General features: G+C 56.4%; 19 protein-coding genes and 1 tRNA gene. 14 read left to right on the top strand and 6 right to left on the bottom strand.

Features of this window, described 5'->3' with window-relative positions:
* Positions 1-96: transfer RNA gene (locus GIW69_RS12305), tRNA-Sec, on the top strand.
* Positions 97-146: 50 nt separating this feature from the next.
* Here the strand turns inward: GIW69_RS12305 and GIW69_RS12300 are convergent.
* Both GIW69_RS12300 and GIW69_RS12295 read right to left on the bottom strand, forming a co-directional pair.
* A complete protein-coding gene (locus tag GIW69_RS12300) occupies positions 147-1442 on the bottom strand; it encodes an OprD family porin (RefSeq protein ID WP_236482842.1) in 1296 nt (431 codons plus the stop codon).
* 79 nt (positions 1443-1521) lie between these two features.
* Positions 1522-1740: a PLD nuclease N-terminal domain-containing protein gene (locus tag GIW69_RS12295; protein ID WP_236482840.1), complete on the bottom strand. Its 219-nt coding sequence runs from the start codon at positions 1738-1740 to the stop codon at positions 1522-1524.
* 146 nt (positions 1741-1886) lie between these two features.
* On the opposite strand from GIW69_RS12295, the gene GIW69_RS12290 reads away from it, so the two are divergent.
* From GIW69_RS12290 to GIW69_RS12280, 3 genes are all read left to right on the top strand, one after another.
* Positions 1887-2279, top strand: a complete 393-nt coding sequence (locus GIW69_RS12290) for a GFA family protein (RefSeq protein ID WP_236482838.1) — start codon at positions 1887-1889, stop codon at positions 2277-2279.
* Positions 2280-2300: 21 nt separating this feature from the next.
* Positions 2301-2510: a hypervirulence associated TUDOR domain-containing protein gene (locus GIW69_RS12285; protein ID WP_236482836.1), complete on the top strand. Its 210-nt coding sequence runs from the start codon at positions 2301-2303 to the stop codon at positions 2508-2510.
* 109 nt (positions 2511-2619) lie between these two features.
* Positions 2620-2859, top strand: a complete 240-nt coding sequence (locus GIW69_RS12280) for a hypothetical protein (RefSeq protein WP_236482834.1) — start codon at positions 2620-2622, stop codon at positions 2857-2859.
* A 71-nt stretch (positions 2860-2930) separates the two neighbouring features.
* Here GIW69_RS12280 and GIW69_RS12275 read toward each other — a convergent pair whose 3' ends face one another.
* Positions 2931-3221, bottom strand: coding sequence for a hypothetical protein (locus tag GIW69_RS12275; protein ID WP_236482832.1), 291 nt, complete (start codon positions 3219-3221; stop codon positions 2931-2933).
* A 241-nt stretch (positions 3222-3462) separates the two neighbouring features.
* Here GIW69_RS12275 and GIW69_RS12270 point away from each other — a divergent pair, with 241 nt between their 5' ends.
* On the top strand, positions 3463-3999 hold the full coding sequence (locus GIW69_RS12270) for a cupin domain-containing protein (RefSeq protein WP_236482830.1): 537 nt from the start codon (positions 3463-3465) through the stop codon (positions 3997-3999).
* 70 nt (positions 4000-4069) lie between these two features.
* Here the strand turns inward: GIW69_RS12270 and GIW69_RS12265 are convergent, their stop codons facing one another.
* Positions 4070-5386 carry an SDR family oxidoreductase gene (locus tag GIW69_RS12265; protein WP_236482829.1) on the bottom strand — a complete coding sequence of 439 codons (1317 nt, stop codon included), beginning with the start codon at positions 5384-5386 and terminating at the stop codon, positions 4070-4072.
* 183 nt (positions 5387-5569) lie between these two features.
* Here GIW69_RS12265 and GIW69_RS12260 point away from each other — a divergent pair, with 183 nt between their 5' ends.
* From GIW69_RS12260 to GIW69_RS12230, 8 genes are all read left to right on the top strand, one after another.
* Positions 5570-5986, top strand: a complete 417-nt coding sequence (locus tag GIW69_RS12260; RefSeq protein ID WP_236482827.1) for a VOC family protein — start codon at positions 5570-5572, stop codon at positions 5984-5986.
* A gap of 21 nt (positions 5987-6007) precedes the next feature.
* Positions 6008-6142, top strand: a complete 135-nt coding sequence (locus GIW69_RS26215; RefSeq protein WP_268945570.1) for a hypothetical protein — start codon at positions 6008-6010, stop codon at positions 6140-6142.
* A 106-nt stretch (positions 6143-6248) separates the two neighbouring features.
* The gene (locus GIW69_RS12255; RefSeq protein WP_236482825.1) at positions 6249-6734 is read left to right on the top strand and encodes an Hcp family type VI secretion system effector; all 486 of its coding nucleotides are present in this window, start codon (positions 6249-6251) and stop codon (positions 6732-6734) included.
* 20 nt (positions 6735-6754) lie between these two features.
* Positions 6755-7444, top strand: a complete 690-nt coding sequence (locus GIW69_RS12250) for a DUF4225 domain-containing protein (protein ID WP_236482823.1) — start codon at positions 6755-6757, stop codon at positions 7442-7444.
* Positions 7441-7746, top strand: a complete 306-nt coding sequence (locus GIW69_RS12245; protein WP_236482821.1) for an NADH dehydrogenase subunit F C-terminal domain-containing protein — start codon at positions 7441-7443, stop codon at positions 7744-7746. Before GIW69_RS12250 ends, GIW69_RS12245 begins: the two co-directional genes overlap by 4 nt.
* 227 nt (positions 7747-7973) lie before the next feature.
* The gene (gene solA / locus GIW69_RS12240) at positions 7974-9152 is read left to right on the top strand and encodes an N-methyl-L-tryptophan oxidase (RefSeq protein ID WP_236482819.1); all 1179 of its coding nucleotides are present in this window, start codon (positions 7974-7976) and stop codon (positions 9150-9152) included.
* Positions 9149-9928, top strand: a complete 780-nt coding sequence (locus GIW69_RS12235; protein WP_236482818.1) for a MetQ/NlpA family ABC transporter substrate-binding protein — start codon at positions 9149-9151, stop codon at positions 9926-9928. The genes solA and GIW69_RS12235 overlap by 4 nt, the downstream gene beginning before the upstream one ends.
* A 306-nt stretch (positions 9929-10234) precedes the next feature.
* Complete coding sequence (locus GIW69_RS12230; protein ID WP_236482816.1) at positions 10235-12841, top strand: EAL domain-containing protein; 2607 nt, start codon at positions 10235-10237, stop codon at positions 12839-12841.
* A gap of 165 nt (positions 12842-13006) precedes the next feature.
* Here the strand turns inward: GIW69_RS12230 and GIW69_RS12225 are convergent, their stop codons facing one another.
* Positions 13007-13888 (bottom strand): LysR family transcriptional regulator, encoded by an 882-nt coding sequence (locus tag GIW69_RS12225; protein WP_236482814.1) that lies wholly within the window; start codon positions 13886-13888, stop codon positions 13007-13009.
* A gap of 108 nt (positions 13889-13996) precedes the next feature.
* Here GIW69_RS12225 and GIW69_RS12220 point away from each other — a divergent pair, with 108 nt between their 5' ends.
* Positions 13997-14998, top strand: a complete 1002-nt coding sequence (locus tag GIW69_RS12220; RefSeq protein WP_236482812.1) for a zinc-dependent alcohol dehydrogenase family protein — start codon at positions 13997-13999, stop codon at positions 14996-14998.
* Positions 14999-15189: 191 nt separating this feature from the next.
* Here GIW69_RS12220 and GIW69_RS12215 read toward each other — a convergent pair.
* The coding region (locus tag GIW69_RS12215; RefSeq protein WP_236482810.1) for an SMP-30/gluconolactonase/LRE family protein at positions 15190-15542 on the bottom strand (353 nt) is incomplete at its 5' end.

Genomic DNA, 15542 nt, shown 5'->3' with positions numbered 1-15542 from the left:
GGAAGGCAATCGCGCCCGGTGGCGCGGCCGGGCTTCAAACCCGGTTGGGGACGGCATCCGTTCCCGGGCAGGTTCGACTCCGGCTGCCTTCCGCCAATTTCCCCCGCTTCCTGTAGGCGCAGCCTTCGGCAGCGCCTACACGAGCATCAAAACCCCAGCGGGTATTCGATCACCACATACACCCGATCTATGTCGTCCCCCGCCTGGGCACTGTTTGCACGGTGTGAAACGTGGGACACCTGCACCGACAAATCCTTCGCCGGCCCTGACTGGACGATGTAATGCAGATCGATGTCGCGTTCCCAATGCTTGCCACCACGACCTTGCTGCGGTTCATATCCGCCGCTGCCGGCATCGAACGGATTGTAGGCGCCACCCTTCGGCGCATGCGTCCCGTCGATATGATCGCCAGACACATAACGGGTCATGAACTTGAGCCCGGGAACGCCGAACGCCCCCAGATCCAAGTCATAGCGCGCCTGCCAGGAACGCTCATTGGCGCCATTGAAGTCGGCGTATTTGATCGAGTTCGCCAGATAAATCGAATCACCACCGACAAAATCAAACGGCGTGTCGCCATCGATGCGCTGCCAACCCAGCATCAGCGCGTGGGCACCCACTGTGTATTTGCCCGACAGACTGAACGCCGTGTTGTCGATGGCGCCGGCCAATGCCTGGCCGGTGTCACGGGTGTGATAGAGATTGGCGTCGAGAAAAAACCCCGACTGTTTGTAATGCAGATTGCCGTAATACTGGTGCCAGGTGTCAGTCAGTTCGGAGGCGTATAACGCGCCGCCAACAGGGCTGTCACCGAACAGATCGGCGCCGGCAAACGTAATCGCGCCAGCCTCGGTGTTCGCGCCATAGCCGTAAAAGTTGCCTTTGCTCGAAGAGCTGTCCTGATTCTTGAACGCGGTGAAGCGCCCGGCGACCAGATTCAGGTTCTCGAACTCACGGCTGTTGAGGAGAAAACCCGTGGCGTATTCCGGCTGCAAGCGTTTATCGGACGTGTCGAACACAGGCGTTTCAACAGTCATTTCACCGTAGGCCAGGGTGGTTTCCGAAGCACGCAATTTGAGTGCGCCACCCCCGCTGGAATAGTTGCTCTCGCTGCGCCCGTCGCTGTCCAGCGGCAACAGGCCCGTGCCGGAATGGCCCCTGCCACCATCCAGTTTCAATCCGGCAAACGCATGCGCGTCCAGACCAAAACCGATGGTTCCCGATGTGAAACCAGATTCAAAAGTGCCGATAAACCCTTGAGCCCACTCCTGTTTGTAATTCTTGTCCGCAGGTGAGGGAGAGCGGTAATCGTTGCTCAGATAGAAGTTGCGACTGAGCACTTCAGTCTTGGCATCCTCCAGAAAACCACTGGCAGCGGCGATATCGCTCAGCCCGCAAAACACAACCAGCAGAGCGATACGCGGTGGTGCAGAACCTGTCATGTGTCATTGATCCGCAACTAGGAAAAGTCTGCGGATTGTCCGGGGAACGCCTGCCGATTGATTGGATGGATGTGCGCAATTACTGGCGGACTTCTTTTGGTTCCGGATGATGAGCAATGCGCTTGGGTCCTGCGACGGCCCACAGGATCAGGCCGATCAGCGGCACGAACACGATGATCACCATCCACAAGCCTTTGGTGCTGGATTTGCCTTCACTTTTACGAAGCCGATTGATCGCCCAGAGTTCGACGAGAACAAGAGCGGCCGCGAGTACGATCCAGATAGTTTCGATATGCATGGGCTACCTCCTGATTGGTCAAGGGTTTAGGCGACTGCGATGGATGAGAGTTCAGAAAAAACAGGCCGCGACGGATCCTTTTACCGGGCCGACTACTCTCAAATTGCAGATAGACGTCCAGCGTTTGATCGCTGGGGAGGTATCAAGTGGAACGGTTCAAGGGTGGCTGCCTGTGCGGCGATGTTCGTTTTGAAGCGACGGGACAGCCTTATCGCGTCGGTGTTTGCCATTGCCTCGATTGCCGCAAACACCATGGCGCATTGTTCAATGCTTCTGCGATTTTTCCTCAGGACGCCGTGACGATCGAGGGCGAAACACGAGATTACGCCGGGCGTTTTTTTTGTCCGCGTTGCGGCTCGTCCGTGTTCTCGCGTACTGACGATGAAATTGAAGTGAACCTCGGATCCCTGGATGCCTCCGATTTATTGATGCCGACGTATGAAATCTGGACTGCGCGCCGCGAAGCGTGGTTGCCGGCATTTCCATTGAAGCGCTGTTATGGGCGGGATCGTGAAGGCTCGGGGCGTTCCGAGTCGTAAAAGGTCAGGAAGGAGAGAACGATGAGCCATGCATTCAAGGTCGGCGACGCTGTGCGCTGGAATAGCGAAGCAGGTGAAATCCACGGCAAGGTCACTAAAGTGCACACCACGGATGTCGAGTTCATGGGCAAGCATCGACCGGCCTCGAAAGACTCGCCCCAATACGAGGTGAAGAGCGACAAGACCGGCCACTCGGCGATGCATCACGAAGATGCGTTGCACCGCGCCTGATCCGCATTCGAAGGCGTTCGACGACCGGCACGCGGATAAATCGAACGTCGTGATTCGCTCCTCTCTCCAACTTGTACGCCCTCAATAACGAGGGCACCGAGAGGTGATTATGAATATCGATCCGAAGCTGCAGGGCGGGACAGGACAGGACGATCCGATGCCGACTTCACCCGATCCGTTGAGTCCGGGACGCACCGAAGTCGACCCGATGAGAGAACCGGGGATTGACGAGTTGCCGGACAACGAAGGGGAACGTCCGCTGGACAACGATGATGCGGGACTCGATCCGGATCAGGTACGCGAAGAGACCGACAACGCGGTGATGGACAACCAGCAAGATCCCCGCTGATGGAGCAGGGAAGAAGCCCGGCGTTGAGCCGGGCTTTGTTCTGGCGCGTTGGTAATTGAATCAGCTGCCTTTTAACTGCCAGAACCGTTGCTGGTTTTGGTTTTTTTGTCTTTCGTACTGTCGATCGGTTTTGTTTCCTTGTCCGCCGTTGAAGGGTCGGAACTGGAGTTGGAACCTGACGCTTCCTCGCCTTTTTTACTGGTATTGGCTGCATCGGCTTTCGAGCTCTTTTTCTGATCGACTTCGGGGATGGGTGTGCCTGGGGGCAGGGCGGAAGCAACAGTGACTGGCGCGGCTGCCAACCCATGCAACGAGGTTGAGAGCAGGCCGGCGAAGGTCAGGGCAGCGAGGATTTTCTTCATCTTGAGTCTTCCGTGCAGGGGGTCTACGACATTGGAAGAACCCGGGAAGAAAAGGTGCAGTGCAGTTGACCGGCGGTGCGGCGGCGATGCGCAAAGCGCCGGTAATCGACTCCCACAGGGGCGGGGCAATCCGAAGTGACCTCGAGTGAATGCTCGCGGCTGATCGTGGTCTCTCTTGAACACACCTTTCGATGTTGAATGACCGCCTGCAACAAGCATTGCGGAACATGAGAGATCGCACATGAACACGCCACAACAAATGGACGGGGCCACCCAGACCTTGAAGCTTGAGCGCAACGGCTGGGTGCCTAACAGTCCGCACCTGCCCGTACTCATCTACCCCGGCGCGGTCGACCCGCAGACCGGCGATCTGGCTGCCCGTTTTGAAGAGATCTTCAGCGCCAACGGCTGGCCGCCACAGTGGCGCTATACGATTTACGACTTCCACCACTATCACACCGAAGGCCACGAAGTGCTCGGCATCGCCAGCGGTCGTTCGCGCGTGATGCTCGGCGGGCCGGATGGCGTTGTCCTTGAAGTGAGTGCCGGTGACGCATTGCTGCTGCCAGCAGGCACGGGCCATTGCAGTCTGGAATCCAGTGAAGACTTTCTGGTGGTCGGCGCGTACCCGCCCGGGCAAGGCAACGACATCTGCATGCAAGCGCCGAGCCACGCACAGCAGGCGCGGATCGAGGTGTTGCCGTTTCCGGACGAGGATCCGGTGCAAGGGCTGGACGGCGCGGTGCGTCGGTATTGGGTGGGTAACCGTCCGACATGAAGTGACTGCGCGCCGGCCATCCCGGCGCGCGCAAGCTTGTCACGTTACTTTCCAGGATTAGCTACCAGGATTAGCGTTTTTTCGATCCCTGGCGACTCAGTGCATACGCGACACCGCCAAACAACAACGCCGTGCCGACGGCGACCATCAGCGAAGGGCTGTGTTTCGCGTTTCTCCACCCACCCTCGACGCGACGTTCACCGGCAGGTGGCGCAAACAGGTTGCCGGAAGAAGTGGCGGACTGCGGGCTGCGGCCCAAGCCCATTCGTGTCAGCCATCCAGAGAGTTGGGGGAAACCTGGCACCATGAAATGGGCTATCCGCACGATCGTTGCGGCACTGCCCACGGTGGTGTTTTTTCTGGGTTTCAACGCGCAAGCGACCATCGCTTGTGCCACCAGATTGGGATCGTAGACCGGTGGCGGTGGCTTCAGCGCATGACCGGTAAAGTTGCCGCCGTCGCGAAACCCGGGGGTGTCCATTACGGCGGGGTAGATGTCGCAGACATGAATATTCGCAAATCCGCTGAGCTCACCTCTTAGCGCCTCGCTGAGCCCGCGCAAACCGTATTTGCTGGCCGAGTAAGCGACCGCATACGGCTGCGCGACCCAGCTACCCAGCGACAAGGTGTTGATCAGAATGCCGCTCTTCTGCGCCTTGAAATACGGCCACGCCACATAAGCGCCACGCAGATAGCCGAGCAAATCGGTTTGCAGGACTTGTTCGTGAGCCTCCAGCGGCGTCTCTTCGAAGCTGCCGACTGCACCGACGCCGGCATTATTGATCCAGATGTCGATACGGCCATCACCAAACGCGGCAGCTTGATCGGCGAGCGCTTTCATTTGGTCGCTGTGGGTGACATCGGTTTGTACGGCGATGGCTTCGGCGCCTCGGGACGCACATTCCTCGACAACTTCGGCGAGTGCCGCTTCATCGCGCGAACCCAGCACCAGTCGGGCGCCTTCGCTAGCGAACGCATGGGCGGCCGCACGACCGATGCCGCTGGACGCGCCGGTGATGACGACCAGTTTGTCCCTGAGTCGTCGGGTGTCGTCGGACGTGGAAGTTTCATCAGACGCAGGGCTTTGCGGTGCGTCGTCACGGGCATGAACCTCCACTTCACTCAATGAGAGCCGGGCGCCATCGTTTAATACCAGCGTCAGGTTTTCGATGGTGCCGGCGACTCGATCCGGATACACAGGGTCGCCCTTGGCATCCAGTTCGTCGTAGAAGAACCGCTGACCCTCAAGCCACCCGACTGCCGTCATCAGCTCGGGATCCAGATAATATTTTCCGTCGAGGAAAAATCCGGAAAACTTTCGTGAGTGCTCGCCGCTTTCCACTGAATACCGTTCACCGGGTCTCATTCCGGTTGCTGAGTCGATCATGGTGCCATCCTCCGCTCGCTGGTTTTGCGATAGAGAGGGCGCTGTGAATGATCGTTCAATCGGGATGACCGAACGCTGCAGAAGATACGTAATGTTGTAAGTCGACAACCGGTCGCCTGATAAATCGAACGGCCGAAATCGCGGATGCCTCCAACCTATACACCCCTGAACCGAGGTGACGTCATGTATAGCCATATCATCGTCGGCGCCCGCGACCTCAAGTTGATGGCCGCTTTCTACGAATCGATCCTGTCCCACCTCGGCCTCGTCCGGATGCCCGACGACCTCGACGACCAGGAGCCGCCAGGCGTTGGCTGGCAACACCCGGAACGACGCTGGCCGCAGTTTTTCGTACAGCGCCCCATCAATGAGTTGCCCGCAACATGGGGCAACGGCACTCAAGTCAGCTTCGCTGCCAGTTCCCATGAACAGGTCGTAAAAGCCTGGGAGACAGCCATTGCCCTAGGCGGAAAAGACGAAGGCCCCCCAGGATTCCGCCCGCAATATTCAGACGATTACTTCGGCGCGTATTGCCGCGATCCCGAAGGCAACAAATTGTGCTTCGTGCATGCGGACGGCTTGGGCGATTCGAAGAGGTAAACGAATCAAGAAGAAACGGCAATGCCTAGAACCCATCGCAAACTGGTCATGGCACTGTCGGCAATCGGGATACGCGCCGACATGGGCGAACGTGCGCGCGATCCTGAAAACCCGTCCATTACCCAACCGGCCGTCAGCGGCATCAAAAGCATGTGATTAATTGACTTTTCGGAAGGATCCGTTAGCAAATTCGGATTCGCCCTACATAAATGTAAAAAGCGTTCGGATTAGTGTGTGCGATCCACTACAACGAGTAAAAGCTATGGCTAATCACGGATATATGACCATTAATGGTAAAACCCAAGGCTTGATCTCCGGAGGTTGCTCGACTCAAAACTCTATTGGAAATAAGTGCCAAGTGGGACATGTAGATGAAATCATGATTCTTTCTTACAGTCACAATATGGTCAATGCTGGAAATATTAACAAGCCTACTCACAGCCCGATTGTTATCACAAAAAATGTTGATAAGGCTTCTCCGCTTCTCGCCCAAGCGCTGTCAACTAGAGAAGAGTTAAACTGCACTATCAGTTTTTATAGAGTATCGTCGGTGGGTATGCAGGAAAAATTCTATTCCATTACGATCAGCGGCGGAATCGTTGCAGATCTCACACTTGAAATGCCTCATGCTATTTTGCAAAACGATGCAGAGCCTCAAGAACATATGGCTATCCGTTATCGGGAAATCACTTGGACGCACCATGCCGCAGGCACCAGCGGATACAGTATGTGGGGCGACAACGAGTGAAATCCTCAAACGAGACCTGCATGCCAGACCGTTGTGATTACTGGATGGTCAGCTCGGCTGCTGCAAAACTTGGCAGCCAGGCCAGCACCTTGGGTGCCAGACATATCAAAGATAGTGCGCTGCGGTTGCAATTTAACCGAGAAGTCGCTTATTACGCCAAAAGCATCGTAAATGATGTTGCGCAAGGGAAAAAAACTCCTGAACAGGGGTTGCAGGATCTCAAGAACGAACAGAGCAGTCTGCTCATTCAATCATGGGAAGTAGCCAAAAAAGGTGTCGGAGCTATCGCTGGTGCGATGCAAGTTTTAACCGGCGGGGGAATATGCTATGCCTCTGCAGGAACGCTCTGTCTCGTGGCTGGTGTACCGATGATGGCCCATGGTGCGAATAATATTTATGAAAATGGGCGCAATCTTTTGAATGGTCGAACTGATACAGAGGGCCCAGTCAGGAAAGGTTATCAAGCGGTATCAAAGGCTATCGGATATGAGGGCCGTGAAGGAAATTTAGCCTACAACTCTGTTGACTTGGGTCTATCTGTCTATGGGCTTGGTCGCTATGTGTTGAAGCCAGATACTTGGCGTTTATTTAGATACATTAGAGCCGATTATGTCCGATCGTATAAAGGTATGGGTTCCGGTGCTTGGGGATTAGAGATTCACACGGACTTTCAAACAGGCAAACAGCTATATCAGGAGGCGAAAAAATGATCCCTTGGGCATTTTTAATCATTGCGCTTTTCGGTATATTTTTTGCGTTTTTTCTAAAAGTATATTTATCGGGCGTCAACTTAAATCGCGCCAAACTATTTTTTTGCCTAATATTCAATGGCTGTTTTATTGTTCCTTATATTAATATTATTGAGGGAAATGCTTTGCCATTTGTCTCCAACGGTTTAGAGGTAGGTACAGCACATCCATTTATCGGTTGGGTAGCTTTTTTTTGCATATTTATTCATTCATCTGCGCTTCCTGTTAAGCGAAAGATCAAACCGTGGTTTATGCGCAGCTGATTAATTTTCTTTTATTTGATGGCATATGGAGCTTTCCTAATATACCTCTTGGCATGAGCGATAGAAGATGTTGTGGTGGGAAACCTGTGCTACGCCCAACGCTGCAAGAGCGAATTGTGATGCGCACAGATCTTCCCCAGCACCCGGATATATGCATATGCCTTTTTAAGCGTTGATTCCCTATCGTTTTGCCTTTCAACTTGCCCCTTTTTGACAGGCATCAGTCGATGGTCGAGCGGTGTGAGGCAGTGGTGTTGGGCTTGGGTGCGATGGGCGCCGCAACGGTTTATCAGTTGGCGAAAGCCGGGGTGAATGTTGTTGGTATTGATCGCTATCACCCACCACACAATTTGGGTTCCAGCCACGGCGATACGCGCATCACGCGACTTTCGGTCGGCGAGGGCGCGCAATACGTTCCTATCGTGCGCAACGCCCACCGTATCTGGCGCGAGCTGGAAGCGTTGTCGGGTGAATCGCTGTTCGAGCAATCGGGCCTGTTGGCGCTGACGTCGAGTGCGGATTTCGATCCCGACGACACCAGCGATTTCACACTGCGCACCATCGGCCTTGCGCGGACTTACGGCATCGATCACGAAGTTTTGACCGCCGAACAGATTCGCCAGCGCTTTCCGCAATTCGCCCATGTTCATGACACCGCCATCGGCTATTTTGAGCCTGGTGGCGGTTTTCTGCGCCCTGAACGTTGCATCGACGTGCAGCTCAAACTGGCGGAGCAACACGGTGCGATCTTGCACAAAGGCGAGACCGTCATCGCGATCACCGCCAACGCACAAGGCGTCACCGTTACTACGGATCTGCGCACGCTGTCGGCCGACAAACTGGTGATTTGTGCGGGCAACTGGAGCGGTGGTTTGTTAGGCAAGCCATTTGACAATCTGCTGACCGTTTACCGGCAGAAGTTGTTCTGGTTTGCGCTGGAGGAGGGCGCCGCACTGGTTGGCCGGTCGCCGACATTTATCCTGACCCACGGGCGTGGCGACGACAAAATCAACTACGGTTTTCCGGCGCTGCCCGGCGAGGGCAGCCTGAAAATTGCCACCGCGCAGTACCACACGGCGTCATCGCCGCAAACCTTGGATCGAATGGTTTCGGCGGCTGAAGAACAGGCCATGTACGAGCATCAAGTGCGCGGCCGCATCGCCGGTGTAACGTCCAAAGTGGTCAAGTCCGCCGTGTGCGCCTACACCGTGACGCCGGATCGTCATTTCATCATCGACGAACATCCTTCGCTGCAGCACACCCTGGTGGTATCGGCCTGTTCCGGGCACGGTTTCAAACATTCCGCCGCCCTCGGCGAGGCGTTCGCACAATGGTGCATGCGCGGCTCGACCGACCTGGATCTCTCCTCTTTTTCCCTGAAACGCTTTGAAGGTAAATCATCGTGAAACGTGCCGCTCTGTCGCTTGCCTTGCTGGTCGCCACCATGGGCTCCGCTTATGCCGAAACCCTGAAAATCGCCGTGGTGCCGCTTCCCCACGCCGAGATCCTCGAATTTCTTAAGCCCGAGTTGGCCAAACAAGGCGTGACGCTGGAGGTGAAGGTGTTCTCTGACTACATCCAGCCCGATCGGCAGACGGACGAAGGCCTGCTGGACGCCAATTATTTCCAGAGCAAACCCTATTACGAAGCCTACAAGAAGGATCGCCCGAGCAGCGACCAGGTGCCTGTCGTGGCGGTACATATCGAGCCCTTTGGCGCTTACTCGAAGAAAATCAAATCCATCAGCGAACTGAAGGACGGCGCGACCATCGCCATTCCCAACGACCCGACCAACTCGGGCCGTGCGCTATTGTTGATCGCCAAGCAAGGCCTGATCACCCTCAAGGATCCCGACAACATCATGGCCACGCGCCTCGACATCACCGGCAACCCCAAGCACCTGAAGTTTCAGGAACTGGAAGCCGCCATGCTGCCGCGTGTGCTGAATCAGGTCGACCTGGCGTTGATCAATGCCAACTACGCGCTGGAAGCGAAGCTTGAGCCGCACAAAGACGCGCTGTTCATCGAAAGCTCGGAGTCGCCGTACGCCAATTATCTGTACGTACGCCGCGATAAAGCCAACGACCCGGCCGTGCAGAAACTCGGAGCATTGCTCAATTCGCCGCAGGTAAAGCAATTCATTCTTGAGCGTTATCACGGCGATGTGGTGCCTGCATTCTAAGACGAGCACCTGAGCGGTCTTGCCGCTCAGGATCGCCCGATAGCGCCACGGCTCAGCTGGCCTGTCGAACCACGTCATCCTGGCGCTGGTAGCACTGCCATCGCCAGTTTCGACCGGGTCGTGGTGATGGAGGAGAAGAAGGTGGTGCAAGACGGCACACCTGAAGAACTACGCCCGCGCCATGGACGATTTCGCACACTCTGACAGATTGCAGACGATGGCTGCCGTTGATGGCGGGCGTCCTTAAGGGAATTGCGCGTCGGCCGATAATGATGACTGAACATCCCTTTTTGAAGCCTCGTCACCATGAATTCCATCTCCAAGATCGGCTCACCGATCGTCGATACGCTGGCCGCCAATCATTCAAGCGTGGGCCTGATCCGCACTTCGCTGGTCAAGTTCGCAGCGCTATTGGCAGGCGTCTTTTTGCTTGCCAGTGGCTTACTCATTTATGTAGCGCAGGAACTGGACCGCACTGAAGCAGCAGAAAGCGCTTTTTATACAAAAAAAGCCGTGAGTTCGGTGGAAAGCACCGCGAGCTTGACGGTCAAGGACTATGCCTTCTGGGGCGATGCCTACAAGCATCTGCGTGAAAATGTAGACACCGATTGGGCCTTTACGCGTCAAAACCTGGGGCCGACGCTGTTCTCGGACTTCGGTTTTGAAGGGGTATTTGTCGTCGACGGAACCGATCGTACCGTTTACTCGGTTATTAACGGTGACCTCAAAACGGTTGAAATGCCTGAATGGCTGGGCCAGCCCGTCGACGCGTTGATTGATCGGGCGCGAGCGGCTGCTGAAGACGAGAAGCCGGTCAGCGCGTTCATCAGCGTTCGCGGTGTGCCAGCGGTCATCGCGGCCGCAGCGCTCACACCCGGAACCGATCCGACTGTGCAGGCTGATGATGGTCCGGCATCGGTCATGGTCTTTATCAATGTGCTGGATGCCGATCAACTCCAGGCCATCGGTGAAGAGTATGGCGTCGAGGGTCTGCGCAGGTTGGCGCCGGCCGAGGCTGTCTCCTCCACGGTTTTGCCCATTGGAGAAGATGGTGCTGCGGGTGGTTTGTACTGGGAGCCGGAAAAGCCTGGCAAAAAAATGCTCGGCTACATGCTGCCATTGATGGGCGGGGCTGCTCTGCTCGTTTGGTTGATGACTTGGCGTTTATTGCGTCGAACAGGGCTCGCAGCCCAGGCGCTCTATGAAAGCTATGCATCGCTGGAGGTCAGCAAGATCGCACTTGCGGGAAGTGAACAACGGTTTCGCGACGTCGTTGAGGCCTGCTCGGACTGGATATGGGAAATCGACGCCAGCTACCGTTTTACTTATTTGTCTGAGCGGTTTGAGGAAGTGACGGGGCTTTCCAGAGAAGCCTGGGTCGGCGCTGCAGTAGATAATCTGTTGCGCATTGAGGTCGGAACACTGTCACACGCCCTGAACGTGGCCCAGCGAGGGCATACCGTTACGTTGCAATGCTATTACAGTGATTCGAACGGCCAGGCTCGAATCGCCAGAATCTCTGCACGAAACATGGCCGGCGACGGCTTCCGTGGTACCGCCAGTGACATCACCGAAGAAATCGAAGCCCGTCGACGCATCGATTATCTTTCTCAACATGACGCACTGACGGGCCTGCCGAACCGGGCACGCCTGCACGAATTCCTCGATGGCAAGCTCAAGGCCGCGACTGCTCAAGAACGTCCGCTGGTCATGCTTTGTCTGGATCTGGATCGCTTCAAACCCGTGAACGATCTTCTGGGTCATGCGGCGGGTGATCAAGTACTCAATGAAGTCTCGGCGCGTCTTGCGGAATGCGTGCGCAGTGGCGACCTGGTCGCGCGAGTCGGTGGCGATGAGTTCGTTTTGATCGTCACCGATATCAACTCTGAAGATGAGGTCGAAACGCTGTGCCGGCGCCTGATCAGCTCGATTGAACAGCCGATAGTCATCAACGAGCAGGAAGTGTATATCAGCGCCAGCATTGGCGTGGCGAGGTCGCCCGACGACGCGAGCCAGGCAACCGAACTGCTGCGCTATGCCGATATTGCTTTGTACGAAGCCAAGGCCGGGGGCCGGAGCACCTGGCGTTTCTACGCCGTTGACATGAACGTCAGGATCATCGAACGCCGTCGATTGGAGAGTGACCTGCGTTACGCCATTCGGCACGACGAATTACGTCTACATTTCCAGCCACGCTTCAATATTGCCGATGGCCGTATGGTTGGCGCCGAAGCGCTGGTGCGTTGGCAACATCCGGTACAGGGTCTGATCCCGCCAGACACCTTCATAGCGATCGCCGAGGAAACCGGTCTGATTGTGGAGCTGAGCAATTGGGTACTCAACTGCGCTTGCGACAACGCCAATCAGTGGCCAAAGGATTTGTTTATTTCGGTCAACTTATCGTCCATCGATTTCCAGCAGGATAATCTGATTGAGCGCGTTCGAAAGGCACTGTCCGAGACAGGACTGGATCCGTCTCGGCTGGAATTGGAACTGACGGAAAGCGTCATGCTTGATGATGCGCAAAACGCCCTTGAAGTTATGCGCGAGCTGAAAAGTCTCGGCGTTCGTCTGGCGATGGATGATTTCGGTACGGGCTATTCGTCACTCAGCTATCTGCGGACATTTCCGTTCGACGGTTTGAAAATCGACCGTAGCTTTGTCACCCGACTGGGCGAAAACGAAGGCGATAATTCAGTCATTCAAGCGATAGTCGGACTGGGCCGAGCGTTGTCATTGACCGTTACGGCAGAAGGCATCGAAACAGCCGAGCAATTGAGTCTGCTTAAGTCAGTACGTTGTGACGAGGGCCAAGGTTATCTGTTAAGCCGACCGCTGGATGCTGATGGATTCAAGGCTTTTACAGAGGCTTCGGCAAAACCGGTTGCACCGGTACCGGATAGCAATGCCTGACGGCTTCTGACGTGAAGTCCTGAGCGATCATGCCGCTCACCGGTACTGCTGAAAATGCCATGACGCATGGCAAGGTTCTCTGAATGGCAGGAGGCGCTAAACCGCTGTCGAGCAGGATGATCGGTAGCTATCGGCCAATACCGGCCGGCGCATCACAAGGCGTTTCTACGATAAACGCTCGCGGAGAAAATCGATGAACGCCATCGTCCGTGCTGAACGTCGCCGCTCACGACTGAGCACGGCGCTGACAGGCAGCGCACTGGTCTGATAATTGTCGAGTACGGTGACCACCGTGCCTTGCTCAATGTCAGCTGTGAACAGCCATTCCGGTGAGAGGGAAATACCCAGACCTGAGAGAACCATTTCGCGGATGGCCTCGCTGCTGTTACTGGTGACGTTGCCCTTGATAGCGACATCGAGCTCTTGGGCGATGTGCGTGAATTGCCAACGGTCGTAATGCTCCAGCAATGTGAAACCGATGCAGTTGTGGCCTGTCAGCTCGTTGGGCTCACGTGGCATGCCGTGTCGTTCCAAGTAGCCGGGCGCGGCATAGACCCGCCGCGGGCTGGTGCCCAGTGGCACTGCCACCAAGCCCTCGCTCTTCACCACGCCAATGCGGATAGCCAGGTCGATATTTTCTTTGAGCAGGTCTTCATTGTGGTCACTCAGCCTTAGGTCAATCCGGACATCGGGATGGCGTTCAAGGAAAGTCCCTAAGAGCGGCGCGATGCATAACCTTCCATAACTGACCGGGGCGGCGATTCGCAGAGGGCCGGCGATCTGCTCCTGGCCGCTGGTGAAGCTGCGCGTGGCGGTTTCGAGGTGGCCGAGAATTTCCTGGCAGTGGCTGTAGAAACGATGCCCTTGGTCGGTCAGGGCCAGGTGCCGGGTGCTGCGGGCGAACAGTGGCCCGCCCAGATACCGCTCCAGAGCGCGCACCTGCTTGCTTACTGCCGGCTGGCCCATGTTCAGTTCGCGGGCCACCGCGGAAAACGACCCGCGCTCAACGACGCGTACGAAGGTGCGCATGCTGTCAAACAAGTCCATCGGCCTTTAGGTCTCTATGTGGAATAAGTGATATGCCCATCTAGTTTCTTATCGGAATGATGAAAGCGCGGCAATCTGAAGGTGTCAACTCAAACAGAGGTACCTGTCATGAACCACACCATGCTCGCCGCTGTCGCCGAATCCGCTCAGGCTCCTCTGGCTGTCCGCCAAATTGATCGCCCTGTTCCCGGTCAGGGTCAGGTACTGGTCAGGGTTCACGCCGCAGGGGTGAATCCACTCGATACCAAAATAGCCGTCGGCGCGGGGGCTCATGCCCGGCAAGCTCTGCCGGCGGTTCTCGGCCTAGACCTTGCCGGTACGGTCGTCGAACTGGGCGAAACGGTCGAGGGGTTCACCGTAGGCCAGGAAGTCTTCGGCATGCCCGGCGGGATCGGTGGTGCCCAAGGCACTATGGCTGAGTATATTGCCGTGGATACCCGGCTGATCGCTGCCAAACCACACACCCTCGACATGCGTGAAGCAGCTGCATTGCCTTTGGTATTCATTACCGCATGGGAAGGGCTGGTTGATCACGCGAATGCCCGCGCCGGTCAGCGTGTACTGATTCATGGCGGCGCAGGTGGGGTCGGCCAAGTGGCTGTGCAACTGGCCAAGGCTCGCGGTGCCGATGTTTACGCCACCGGTTCGGCGGGGAGTCTCGACTTCATTCGCTCGCTGGGGGTTACAGCGATCGACTATCAGGCACAGAGCGTCGAGGACTATGTCGAGCAGTACACGGCTGGTGAAGGGTTCGACATTGTCTACGACACTGTCGGCGGCAGCACACTGGATGCTTCATTCAAAGCGGTGAAAGCTTATACCGGGCACGTGCTGAGTTGCCTGGGTTGGGGCCAGCACAGCCTGGCGCCGTTGTCGTTCAAAAGTGCAACCTACTCGGGCGTTTTCACCCTGGCGCCGCTGCTCACCGGCAAAGGGCGCGAACACCACGGCGCCATCCTGCGCGAGGCCGCCGCGCTGGCCAATGCTGGTCAACTGAAGATCCGCGTGGATCAACAGCGTTTTGCGCTGCCAGACGTCAACGAGGCATTTCGCCAAGTCGCCGAAGGCCGCGGCAAGGGCAAGACGGTTATTCAGTTGGTGAGTGAATAGTTTCTGGTGAGGCCAGTGCAAACGGCCAGAAGCGTACTTTTCTGGCCGTTTGCTGCCTCTGGCGAGCTGCTCAAACCAACCCTCGATTGGTACACACAAAAAGAATTCGCGCCTGAATACCGCACATCCCCAGATGCGCGGCATGACACCGTTTCAATACTCAGGAACCTATCGCGAGACAAACGTGGTTTTTACAACGCAAACGTCGTCCCGCGAGTATTCACAAACAGCGAATAAATCGAGTGACTGCTGGCCATGAATAGCCGGTTCCCTTCGCGCCCACCAAAGCACACGTTCGGGCAGCGCTCCGGCAGTGAAATGTGTCCGATGGCTTTGCCCTGCGGGTTGAAAACGCGCACACCGTCGAGTTTTTCCAGATCGGCTTTGGGATCGCCATTGCCGCCCCAGCCGCACCACAGGTTGCCCGCTTCGTCGCATTTGATGCCGTCGATTGCGGCGTAGTCCAGCCCTTCGATGTGTTTGCGGCGTTCGCCCAGGGTGCCGTCGTCTTTCACGGCAATCGCCCAGACCAGGCGATTGGGTT

The organism is Pseudomonas syringae (assembly GCF_021605415.1).
GTDB classification, from domain to species: Bacteria; Pseudomonadota; Gammaproteobacteria; order Pseudomonadales; family Pseudomonadaceae; genus Aquipseudomonas; species Aquipseudomonas syringae_S.
The sequence above is the reverse complement of the archived record's forward strand: the minus strand, read 5'-3'. Positions and strand labels throughout refer to the sequence as shown.